The organism is Nocardiopsis alba, from assembly GCF_000710955.1.
In the GTDB taxonomy this organism is placed as follows: Bacteria; Actinomycetota; Actinomycetes; order Streptosporangiales; family Streptosporangiaceae; genus Nocardiopsis; species Nocardiopsis alba.
Map to the genome: position 1 here is coordinate 601 of NZ_BAZE01000022.1, position 11437 is coordinate 12037.

Annotated in this window: 10 protein-coding genes; 5 read left to right on the plus strand and 5 right to left on the minus strand. The window is 70.4% G+C overall.

The genetic code is table 11. From position 1 onward, the window contains the following. Positions 1-84 precede the first annotated feature (84 nt). Both TR33_RS25490 and TR33_RS25495 read right to left on the minus strand, forming a co-directional pair. Positions 85-1044: a daunorubicin resistance protein DrrA family ABC transporter ATP-binding protein gene (locus TR33_RS25490; RefSeq protein ID WP_014909297.1), complete on the minus strand. Its 960-nt coding sequence runs from the start codon at positions 1042-1044 to the stop codon at positions 85-87. 26 nt (positions 1045-1070) lie between these two features. Continuing rightward, on the minus strand, positions 1071-1661 hold the full coding sequence (locus TR33_RS25495) for a hypothetical protein (protein WP_017533175.1): 591 nt from the start codon (positions 1659-1661) through the stop codon (positions 1071-1073). 206 nt (positions 1662-1867) lie between these two features. Between TR33_RS25495 and TR33_RS25500 the strand changes: the two genes are divergently transcribed. The 3 genes from TR33_RS25500 to rfbH all read left to right on the plus strand — a co-directional run bounded on the left by TR33_RS25500 (position 1868) and on the right by rfbH (position 4969). Beyond that, positions 1868-2890 (plus strand): NAD-dependent epimerase/dehydratase family protein, encoded by a 1023-nt coding sequence (locus tag TR33_RS25500; protein ID WP_042286017.1) that lies wholly within the window; start codon positions 1868-1870, stop codon positions 2888-2890. A 70-nt stretch (positions 2891-2960) separates the two neighbouring features. Beyond that, positions 2961-3542, plus strand: coding sequence for a dTDP-4-dehydrorhamnose 3,5-epimerase family protein (locus TR33_RS25505; protein ID WP_017533173.1), 582 nt, complete (start codon positions 2961-2963; stop codon positions 3540-3542). A gap of 104 nt (positions 3543-3646) precedes the next feature. Continuing rightward, positions 3647-4969 carry a lipopolysaccharide biosynthesis protein RfbH gene (gene rfbH, locus TR33_RS25510; protein ID WP_014908459.1) on the plus strand — a complete coding sequence of 441 codons (1323 nt, stop codon included), beginning with the start codon at positions 3647-3649 and terminating at the stop codon, positions 4967-4969. A gap of 875 nt (positions 4970-5844) precedes the next feature. Here the strand turns inward: rfbH and mftF are convergent. Continuing rightward, entirely contained in the window at positions 5845-7287 is a 1443-nt protein-coding gene (mftF, locus tag TR33_RS25515; protein ID WP_017533169.1) for a mycofactocin biosynthesis glycosyltransferase MftF, read from the minus strand. A 230-nt stretch (positions 7288-7517) separates the two neighbouring features. Here mftF and TR33_RS25520 point away from each other — a divergent pair, with 230 nt between their 5' ends. Beyond that, entirely contained in the window at positions 7518-8519 is a 1002-nt protein-coding gene (locus TR33_RS25520) for an LLM class flavin-dependent oxidoreductase (protein ID WP_017533168.1), read from the plus strand. A gap of 120 nt (positions 8520-8639) precedes the next feature. Beyond that, positions 8640-9935, plus strand: a complete 1296-nt coding sequence (locus TR33_RS25525) for a nucleotide disphospho-sugar-binding domain-containing protein (protein WP_042286020.1) — start codon at positions 8640-8642, stop codon at positions 9933-9935. 12 nt (positions 9936-9947) lie between these two features. Here the strand turns inward: TR33_RS25525 and TR33_RS25530 are convergent, their stop codons facing one another. Then, a complete protein-coding gene (locus TR33_RS25530; protein WP_234305966.1) occupies positions 9948-10928 on the minus strand; it encodes a Gfo/Idh/MocA family protein in 981 nt (326 codons plus the stop codon). A gap of 175 nt (positions 10929-11103) precedes the next feature. Further along, positions 11104-11437: nucleotide disphospho-sugar-binding domain-containing protein (locus TR33_RS25535; protein ID WP_369386060.1), on the minus strand; the 334-nt coding region annotated here is incomplete at its 5' end.

Sequence of the window (11437 nt, forward strand, 5' to 3'; positions counted from 1 at the left end):
TGGGTCCGCTCGGCCTGCGCGGCGATCACTACGCGCACACGTCCTCCTCCACGCCCTCGGCGCCCCGACCGGGGCACCCCCGGCTCAGGCCTTCGCGGGCCTCGGTTCGGGTTCCGGATCGGGGTGACCATCGACGCGATAGCCGGTCCCCGTATAGGCGAGGTACACGTCGTCCAACGACGGCGGTGTCACGGAGACCGAGCGGATACCGGTGCTCAGCCGCGCGAACAGTTCGGGGAGGAACCTCTCCCCCTCGGCCACGTGGATCACGACCTTGTCGCCCTCGACCGAGGCCGTGACGCCGAACTCCTCCTGGAGCGCCCTACCGAGCTCCGCGCCATCGGCGGAGATCAACTCGACGCGGTCCCTGCCGATACCGGCCTTCAGCTCGCGCGGCGTCCCCTGGGCGACGATCTCGCCCCGGTCCAGAATGGCGATGCGATCGCAGTTCTCGGCCTCTTCCAGGTAGTGCGTGGTCATGAAGACCGAGGTCCCGTCGCGCAGGTTGTTCTCCCGCATGCCCTCCCAGATCACCTGGCGCGTCTGCGGGTCGAGGCTGACCGTGGGCTCGTCCAGGAACAGCACGGCGGGACGGTGCAACATCGCACGGACGATCTCCAGCCTGCGCCGCATGCCCCCCGAGTAGGACCCGGCGACCCTGTGCTGGTGCTCGACCAGGCCGACCATCTCCAGCGCCTCGTCGACGCGCTCATCGGCCACACCCTTGGGGACGCCGTAGATGTCCGCGTGGAAACGCAGGTTCTGCCAGCCGGTCAGGTAGAGGTCCAGCGTCTGTTCCTGGAACACGAGACCGATCCCACGACGCACCTCCTCCTGGGCGGCGACCACGTCGTGTCCCGCGACCAGGGCCGTACCGCCCGTGGGCTCGGTGAGGGTGCACAACATCCGGATCATCGTGGACTTCCCGGCACCGTTGGGGCCGAGCAGACCGAAGATCTCGCCCCGGCCGACGTCCAGGTCGACGCCCTTGACCGCCTCGATCTCCCCGTAGACCTTGCGCAGTCCGCGGGTGGAGATGGCCATGTCCGGGGCGACCTCCGAAGGGGCGCTCACGAGGTCCCCCGGTCCACGAGGTACTCCCGGGTCCCGGCCCCGGCGACCAGGGACTCGACGAAGGCCACGCCGGTCTCCTCCCACTGGGCGCGGTAGAGGGCGAACACGTTCACCGGGCGGAGGGTCCCCTCGTCCAGCAGGTGCTCGGGGAGCGTGCCCTCCCTCGCCGGGACCGCCCCGGTCGCGGCCAGTCCGCGTACCTCGGGCTCCGGGGTCCAGAAGTAGAGTTTGCGGATGCTCCACATGGCGAACGCGTAGTTCACGGTCAGGGCGACCACCGCGGTGTGGACGTCCTCCGGGGCCTCCCGGTCCACGGTCACCGCGCACTTGACGTACCCGCTGTTCGGGTTGAACTCGTGCAGCGAGACGTAGCCGAGGAGCGCGCGTTCCTCGCCGACGCGCACGAAGAACTGCGCGGAGATCTCCTGCATGCGCCGGTTCGGCCAGATCGTGGGGGACGAGAGCACGTCCCGTCGATCGATGCCCCGCACCCCCCGGTCCGCGAACTCGGCGTGGACCTCGCGGCCGGTCCTGGTCCGAGTGGCCTCAAGTGCGATTCCGGGCGTGTGGATGTGTGGAAGTATCACGCCGACACCCCTGCTATCTCGTCTGGGTCGTTCCGTGCCGATGAGCAGGCAGACCCTAGCACCGGGCCGAACGCCGGACCGGGCCCCGATCGAGGCCGCGAGGTTGAGCGGCCGGACCGTCCGGTGCACACTCTCCCCCGACATCGACACGGCCCGGTGCGACCACCCCGGTGGTCCCGCCGGCGAGACATCCGAACCAGAGGGCCATGGGCACCGCACCCCGGTACGACCCGTCCGAGCAGAGCTTCTCCGACCTGTCGGGAGAGCGCGTCCTGGTGTTCGGCGGCACCGGATTCCTCGGCCGCCACGTGTGCGCCGCCCTGCGCTCGGCGGGGGCACGGGTCGTCACCGTGTCGAGGAACGCTCCGGCCGGAGGTACGCCCGACGACTCGGTCCCGATGGACCTCGCGTCCGCGACCGAGGCCGAACTCGTCCGGCTCGTCCACGACCACGCCCCGAGGGTCGTGATCAACGCCGCCGGAAGGGCCCACGGCGGCGAGCCGAGCGAACTCCTCGCGGTCAACGCCGAGGCCGTGGAGCGGTTGGCGCACGCCCTGCCCGCGGCACCCGAACCCCCGAGGCTCGTCCACCTGGGCAGCATCCACGAGTACGGGACCGGCGAGGTCGGGACCGGTTTCCTGGAGGACGGCCCGACCCGGCCGGTCGGCGCCTACGCGGCGGCCAAACTCCGCGCCACCCTCGCGGTCATCGAAGCCGTCCGTACCCGGGGACTGGACGGGACCGTGCTGCGTATCGGCAACGTGGTGGGCCCCGGAGCCCCACGTCAGAGCCTCCTGGGCACGGTCGCCCACAGCCTGGTCGAGGCGGCCGAGCGGGCCCGGACCTCCGGCGAACGTCCACGGCTGCGGTTGACCCCCTTGCGCGCGCAACGGGACTTCGTCGACGTGCGCGACGTCGCGGAGGCGGTCCTGGCCGCGGCGACCGCGCCCCTCGCCTCGGTCAGAGGACGGGTCGTCAACGTCGGCTGCGGGCGGGCGATACCCGTGCGACAGGCGGTGGAACGGATGATCGCGTTGAGCGGCGCTCCCCTCGACATCGTCGAGCGGGCCTCGGAGACGGGCCGCTCCGATCCCCGGTGGCAACGGATGGACATCGGCGCCGCCGGCGAGCTGCTGTCGTGGCGTCCGCGAAGGGATCTGGAGCGTTCCCTGTCCGATCTGTTGGAGGAGGCACGCCGTTCCCGGGCACGGCGGACCGCCGCGGAGTAGTAGCGTTCTGCGGTCTTCGGTCCATGGAACCCGCTCCGGCGGACCACCGCACCCGGGTGAAAGGAGAAGCGTGGCAGCCGACATCTCGCGGACCGCCATCCCAGGTGTGCTCATCTTCGATCCGGCCCGCATACCCGACGAGCGTGGTGTCTTCTACGAGGGCATCCGGACGGAGGACGTCGAGGCGGCGGGGGAGGCTCCCTTCCGACCGCACCAGATCAACTACTCCGTCTCCCGCCGCAACACTCTGCGGGGCGTCCACTCGGTGACCGTGCCCCCGGGACAGGCGAAGTTGGTGACGTGTGTACGCGGCGCCGTACGCGACATCGTGGTGGACCTGCGCATCGGCTCACCGACCTTCGGCGAGCACCACGTCACCTCGCTGGACGAGGCCTCGGGACGCTCGGTCTACGTACCTCCGGGGGTGGGCCACGGGTTCCTCTCCCTGGCCGACGACACCTGTATCTGTTACGTGCTGTCCACCGCCCATGTGCAGGGCACACAGGTCGACGTCGATCCCCTGGACCCCGAGCTCGCCCTCCCCTGGGGGTTCACCGAACGGCCCCTGATGTCGGAGAAGGACGCTCGGGCGAACGGGGTCGCGGAGGCCGCCGCCGCGGGACTCCTGCCCCTGTGGGAAGAGACCCGTTGAGACCACCCGCGGCGGACGTCCCGCCGGACGCCCCGTGACGTGAACACCGCCGTGCCCCGCCGTCTCGAAGCCCACCGAGACCGCCCCCACTCAGGAGGAGTCGGATGGAGACCAGCGAACGACCAGCACAGATCCTCGAAAGTGTCCGCGCCTATCACCGCGAGATGGACCGGGACACCGGGTTCGTGCCGGGCGAGACCGAGATCTGGACCTCCGGCGCCGTACTCACCGAGGACGACAGGGCGGCCCTGGTCGAGGCCGCCCTGGACATGAGGATCGCCGCCGGACCGCACTCGAGGCGTTTCGAGTCGGCGTTCGCGCGCTATCTGGGTCTGCGCAAGGCGCACCTGACCAACTCCGGATCGTCCGCGAACCTGCTCGCGCTCTCCGCCTTCACCTCCCACCTGTTGGGGGACGAGCGGCTGCTCCCCGGCGACGAGGTGATCACGGCCGCGGCGAGCTTCCCGACCACGGTGAACCCGGTCCTCCAGAACGGGCTCGTCCCCGTGTTCGTGGACGTCGAGATCGGCACCTACAACACCACCGTGGATCAGATCGCCCAGGCGATCGGCCCCCGGACCCGGGCCATCATGCTGGCCCACTCACTGGGCAACCCCCTGGAGTCCACCGAGATCCAGCAGCTCGCCGAGGATCGCGGGCTCTTCTTCATCGAGGACAACTGCGACGCGGTCGGGTCCACCTACGACGGTCGGCTCACGGGCACCTTCGGGGACGTGTCCACCGTGAGCTTCTACCCGGCCCACCACCTCACCATGGGAGAAGGCGGGTGCGTGCTCACCTCGAACCTCCCCCTGGCCAGGATCGTCGAATCGATGCGCGACTGGGGGCGCGACTGCTGGTGCGATCCGGGGCAGAGCGACGCCTGCTTCCGCCGGTTCGGCTTCCAGATGGGGAACCTTCCCGCAGGCTACGACCACAAGTACACGTACTCCCACGTGGGCTACAACCTCAAGAACACCGACCTCCAGGCGGCGCTCGGCCTCAGCCAGCTCACCAGGCTCGACGAGTTCGTGGCGGCCCGACGCCGCAATTGGAGCCGGCTGCGCGAGGCGTTGGAGGACGTTCCGTGGCTCCGTCTGCCCGAGGCGACCGAACGCAGTGAGCCCAGCTGGTTCGGTTTCGTTCTGACCGTGGATCCCGACGCCCCCTTCGACCGCGCCGCGCTCGTGTCCTTCCTGGAAGCGCGCAAGATCGGCACCCGTCTGCTGTTCGCCGGGAACCTGACCCGGCATCCGGCCTACATCGATCGGCCCCACCGGATCTCCGGCACCCTGGCCAACAGCGACGTCATCACCGACCGGTCCTTCTGGGTCGGCGTCTACCCGGGCCTCACCGAGGAGATGATCGACTACGTGGCCTCCTCGATCATCGAGTTCGTCAAGAAGCACGCGGGCGGGACACGTTGACCCTCGGGTGGGTCCGGCGGGGGCGCCGCGCGCTCTCCCGGACCCACCGCGACCGGGTTCCGGCCGAATACCGGCCGCTGTGACCTGCCCGAACAAGCCATCCCCGAATCGGTGTTCAAAACCGGGTTTCCATCGAGATTGCCTTGGGTTAATTTCTACACCGAGGCACTCGAATGGACGAGCCTCGAGCTGTACCGGCAGGCGTCGGAGAAGTCCGATCGCTCGCCTTTCAGAAATCGTCCCATCACTTCTAGGAGCCGAAGAACAATGCCCATGAACGACATCCTCGCGCTCCAGGAATTGGAGCTCGAACTCGCCTCGGAAGAGACCCCGCTCATGTGCAGCAGCCTCAGCGCCGGCACCTGTAGCGTCGCCCAGACTCTTTAGTCGCAAGCCCACGACCTGTAAGATCATGGGCGAATCTTCCTCACCCCGCGTCAAGTGATCACTGAAAGGAACTTCGTCTTGTATCTCAATGACATCCTCGCGCTCCAGGAATTGGAGCTCGAACTCGCCTCGGAAGAGACCCCGCTCATGTGCAGCGGCCTGAGCATCGGTACCTGTAGCGTCGCCCAGACCCTGTAGGACACACAGGAATTTCCGAACCCGCCTACACAGGAGGTGATATCGCCTTGACTCTCAATGACATCCTCGCGCTCCAGGAATTGGAGCTCGAACTCGCCTCGGAAGAGACCCCGCTCATGTGCAGCGGTTACAGCATCGGTAGTTGCAGCGTCGCGCAGACCCTGTAGGACCGAGGGCCGTCCAGGCCGCCGACCCCAGGGTGCGTGACAAGGTCGACGCCCCTTGGAACCGGCGCCCACGGCCGAGGCCCCGGAGATGACCGACATCGCGTCGCCACCTCCGGGGCCTTCTCACTTGCGTGAGCGCCCGCTCCGGATCAGGACACCGTCACCGGACCTCTGCCCCGACAGACGCGGCAGGAGCGGCGCGGCGGTCCGCTCGCGGATCGCACCGGACCACATCCCGGCTCCATGGATCAGGTCGTCGGCCAGACCCACCAATGTCCAACGCACCGGGTCGACGGGGGGTCGGAGGGCCAGCCAGTCACGTAGCGCCGGAGCGACGGCCAGGGCCCCCAGAACGGCGATCCTCCGTCCCCGACCGGCACGCCGGACCAGCACCAGGGGCAGGACCGGGAACCCCAGACGGATCAGGGCGCGCCCCATGCCGATCATGGCCGCGCCGACCGGTTTCGCGGTCACCACCTCCGCGACGGACTCGGGCACGCCCTCGCGACGCAGTCGATCCGACAGCCCCAGCACCGCGGCGCCCAGCACCGCTCCGGCCGCCACGGGGGAAAGGGCCGTCAGGGCCAAGGCGGCGGCCGTGGGGCCCGGCCTCAGCATGACGGCGGAGATCCGGTCCGGATGCCGCACCGCGAGCGGTCCGGAGGCCCTCCCGTAATGGAACCTGCGCGACATGTAGGTGCGCCACGACACCGGTTCGGTGTGGCTCACCCGGACGTCGGGGGCGTAGCGCACGCTCCAGCCCGCGTCGACCAGACGCCACACGGCGTCCACGTCCTCGCCGCAACGCAGGCCCCCGTCGAAGGGAACCCCGTCCACGGCCGAGCACCGCACGACCATCGTGCAGGTGGGCAGGACACCGATACGCGTACCCGTCCTCACCAGGGCCTCCGTCTCCCCCATGTCCATAGGGAAACGGGAGACCGAGTACGCGGCGAGCAGCGGATCCCCGGTCGCCACGGGCAGGATCCGCGGAGCGACCGCGCCGACCTCGGGGTCGGCGAAGTGGGCGAGCAGAGGTGGCAGCCACCCCGGTCCGGGCACACAGTCGGTGTCGACGAAGGCCACGAAGTCGACCTTCCCGGCGCACGCCGCGAACCCGGAGTTACGGGAGGCGGCGGGCCCCCCGTTCTCGGACCGGACGACCAGCGTCGCACCATGGCGGGCGGCGATCGCGGCGACGGCCTCGGGGTCCGGGGAGACGTCGTCGACCACGACCACCTCGTCGATCGTCCCGACGTTCCCGGGATCGCCGAGCGCACGAAGGAGCCGATCCAGGTCGTCGACACGGCCGAAGACCGGGATGACCACGGCGGTCCGCGACCGCTCGGGGGGCGCGGGGGGCCGGGGATGGGCGCAGCCGGCGTTGATCAGGCGACGGGCCACGAGGCCCTGTTCGACGGTCTCCACCCGCCGGTCCCAGAGTCCGGCCAGGGCCTCGGCCTCATCGGAGGAGAGGTGGAGGACGCCCGGGGGGTCACCACCGACGACGGCCCGGCCACCGGGGCGGACCATCGTCCCGTCGGCCGGCACGATGCCGAACCCCATGGGGACAGGGGTGGATCCGGTCCTGGGGACCACCGTTCCGACGCTTCGGCCCCCTCCCGACGCGTCCGCTCGCACTTCACCATCGGGGGGACTGGTCATCGGTCGGTCCTCTCCTGGACGCGGGGGCGCCCTCACCGTGGTGGCCACCGACCCGAGGCCGACGGCCGGAGGGAGCGGCGCGCGGGCGGACCTACGATAACCATCCCCGTGCGGAGCGGACCGCAGCACCGATGAAGGAGACCGCCTTGCCCGTCCCCCTGTCCCTGGTGGACCCCCTCCCGATCTTCGCCGGCGCGACCCTCGCGGAGTCGGTCGAATCGGGGATCGAGCTGGCCCGCGACGCCGAGAGGCTCGGCTACCACAGGCTCTGGTACACCGAACACCACAATCAGGGCTGTTACGCGGGTTCCGCGACCAGCGTCCTCATCGCCCACGCGGCCTGCCGGACCGATCGCATCAGGTTGGGCGCCGGAGGCGTGATGCTGCCGAACCACTCCCCCCTCGTGGTCGCCGAGCACTTCGGCACCCTCGCGACGCTGCACCCGGACCGGATCGATCTGGGGGTGGGGCGCGGGGTAGGCGGGCCCGCGCACACCTCCCGCGCACTGCGCAGAAGCACCGACCGCACCGACTCCTACGAGGAGGACCTCGCCGAACTGCGGGGCCATCTGTGGGACTCCCCGGACGACCACGGGGAGGAGTCCGTACGGGCCTTCCCCGGTACGGGCACCCGCGTCCCCCTGTACCTGCTGGGTTCATCGGTCGCCGCGGCCCGGACGGCCGCCTCCTCGGGCCTGCCCTTCTGTTTCGCCTCGCACTTCACGCCCGACCCGTTGGAGGAGGCTTCGCGCGTCTACCGCTCCGAGTTCCGTCCCTCCCCGCAGTGCGCCGAGCCGTGGTTCATCGCCGGTGTCAACGTCACCGCCGCGGAGACCGGGGCTCAGGCGCAGGAGGAGGTATGGGCCGCCCGGCGACGTCTCTCCCCGGCCCTGTCGTCGGGTCGTTCGAACGCCGAGGAGACCCGCGCGGCCTTCGATTCACCGCTCGGGCGACGGTTCCTTCAGCGCTACACCTACTCCGCCATCGGTGCCGCGGAGGAGACCGCCCGCTACCTGAGGTGGTTCGCGGAACACGCGGGCGCCGACGAGCTCATGATCGAGTTCCACACGGGGAGCGCCCGGGCCCGGGAGGTCGCGCTGCGGCTGGTGGCCGACGCGATGCTCACGGGGTGAGCACGCCGCCGGGGGGCCGACCGTTGTCCCGCCGGCGTTACAGCCGAATGCCCGAACCGGGCACCGTCCACCGTCTCGGACGACCGGCCCTATGAACGACCACCGACCCCGGGGAACGACATGCGCGTGCTCTTCGCGAACTTTCCGCTCCAATCCCACCTGCTCTTCATGGTGCCGACGGCCTGGGCGCTGCGCTCCGCGGGACACACGGTCCACGTGGCGGGCCATCCGGAGTCCGCTCCCCACGCCGCGGCGGCGGGTCTGCCCTTCGTCCCCGTGGGCGAGCCCTATCGGGGGTGGGAGTTGATGCGACGCAAGGAGGCCTCGGGCACCGCCGGGCGGGACCGCTTCGTCATCAAACGTGAGTACATCGAGGGAGAGCACACCCGGGAGCTGCTCCTGAAACTCGTCGAGGGACAGGTCAAGTCCGCGGACGTGATCCATGGCCCCACGATCACCGACCTCACCGCCTTCTGCCGCTCCTGGCGACCGGACCTCGTGCTCTGGGACCCGATGTTCCCCGCCGCGCCGATCGCGGCGGAGGCCGCGGGGGCGGCCCACGCGCGTTTCCTTCCCGGGCAGGACTACTACGGCTGGCTGAGGAACCGGTTCCTGGACGTCCACCGGGCCGACGACGCTCGGAACCTCGGAACTTCGGACGTCCCGGAAGAGGACGACGATCCCCTGGGCCACTGGCTGGGCACGTGGGCGTCGCGCTACGGGGTCCCCTTCTCCGAGACCCTCTCCCTGGGGCACTTCACCGTCGACCTGCTACCGGACTGGGCACGGCTCCAGGGCGGACCCGACCCCCTGAGGATGCGCTATGTCCCCTACAGCGGACGCGCCGTCCTCCCCCGCCGCTTCCGGGAGAGGCCGCGCGGGCCACGGGTGTGCCTCGTGCTCAGCACCACCTCGGCGCGCCAGCCCCTCTTCCCCTCGGCCACCCCCGAGGAGCTCCAGGAGATCCTGAACGTGTTGGCCGACCTCCCCGTGGAGGTCGTGGTCGCGGGGGCCGGCCCGTGGCGGGGCTCGGTCGACGCTCCGGACAACGCCGTTCTCGTGGACTTCGTTCCCCTCCACGAGCTGCTGCCCACGTGTTCGGCGGTGATCCACACCGGCGGTTTCAATGTCTTCGGCAACGCGCTCCATGAGGGCGTCCCCCAACTGCCGCTCAGACCCTGGATGCACTTCGACTCGTTGTTGCGGGCCGAGCTGCTCGCCGGTCAGGGCGCCGGGATCGTGAGCGCGCCCGAGTCGCCCGCCGCGAGTGTTCGACGCGGCCTGATCAGGCTGCTGGACGAGCCGGGTTTCCAGGAGGAGGCCCGACGGCTGTCCGAGGAGACACGGACCCGTCCCCTCCCGGCCGAGATGGTCCCCGTGTTCGAAGAGCTCGCCCTACGACACCGCGCGACGTGAGGACCGGGCCGCTCAGGGCTCCCCCGCCGCCCGACGCACCCCGTCCAACAACCGCGCCAGGTCGAGGATCGTCTCGGGCACACCCGGCCGCTCTCCGAACTCGATCGCCGTCGCGAAGTCACCGAGGACGTTGGCGAACTGGTGATCGGCCTCCACCTCGATGGTCTCCTCCCCCTGTCCCTCACGCAGCCGCAACACCGGTCGCATCTCCGCGGGCGGCGTGAACGCGCGGTCCACCGAGAGGGTTCCGCCGGTGCCCCAGATCGCGTAGGAGTTCCGGTACTGGACGCCGATACCGAAGGCGAGCCGGGCGGAGGCCCCGTGGGCGTCCGCCAACAGGACCGAGCCGCCGACGTCCACCCCACGATCGGGGTCGTGGCGCAGTACGGCGCCCCGTACCCGGAGTTCCGTGCCCAGGAAGTACTGCGCGAGACGCAAGGGGTAGACCCCCACGTCCAGCAGGGCTCCCCCGCCGAGAGTCGGGTCGTAACGAATGTCGTGGTCAGGGCGCCGGGGCACCCCGAACTCGCTGTCGACGGAGCAGACCCGACCGATCGCGCCGGAGTCCAGCATCTCCCCCACCCGGCTCTGCTGGGAGTGGTGGAGGAACCCGAAGTTCTCCCGCAGGACCCTGCCCCGGCTCTTGGCGAGGTCGACCAGTTCGGCGGCGCCGGCGTGGTCGGTGGTCAACGGCTTCTCCGAGAGGACGTGCAGGTCGCGGGTGAGCGCCCGTGCCACCCACTCCCTGCGCAGGGCCACCGGGAGGGGGATGTAGACCGCGTCGAGGTCCTCCCTCTCCAGAAGGCGCTCGTACCCGGTCACCGCGTCGCAGTCGAACCGTTCCGCGAACCTGCGCGCCTTCTCGGGGTCACGGCTGGCGATGGCCACCAGTTCCGTACGCGGGTTGTCGACGGCGGCGGGAAGCACCCGCCGCCAGGCGATGTCGGCACACCCCAGAACGCCCAGTCGTACGGTGCTCTCCCTGCCCCTCACGGCCTTCACACTCCAGTGATCCCGATGATCCCGACGAACCGTTCCCACTCCGCCCCCACGTCGACCCGGCCTCGGCCGGAGCCTTCCGCGCCGGCCGCCGTGTACTCCGTCTCCGGCCCAGTACACCATCCTCGAACCGCACGGAGATCGCCGACGGAGACCGTCCCCGCCTCCCTCATCGCTCGGAGGGGCGGGGGTCTCCGGTGGCAGCCCCCGCCCGTACGGACCCCCTTCGCGCGGCCAACCGTTCCAGTTCGACGGTGAGCTCCCCGGGTGCGGGCCGGGAACGGATCCCCGCCGCGATCCGGCGGGCGCCGCGACCCAGTTCCTCGTCCTCGAGGACGCGCCGCGCGCTGTCGGCGAGGAGTTCGGGGGTGGCCCGCGCGACCGGCACGTCCAACGCCGCGCCCAGCGCGCTCAACCGACGCGCGAGCATGGGGTTGTCGAACCAGCTGGCCAGGATGGCCTGGGGGAGCCCCGCGGCGAGGCCGGTGAGCACGCTCCCCCAG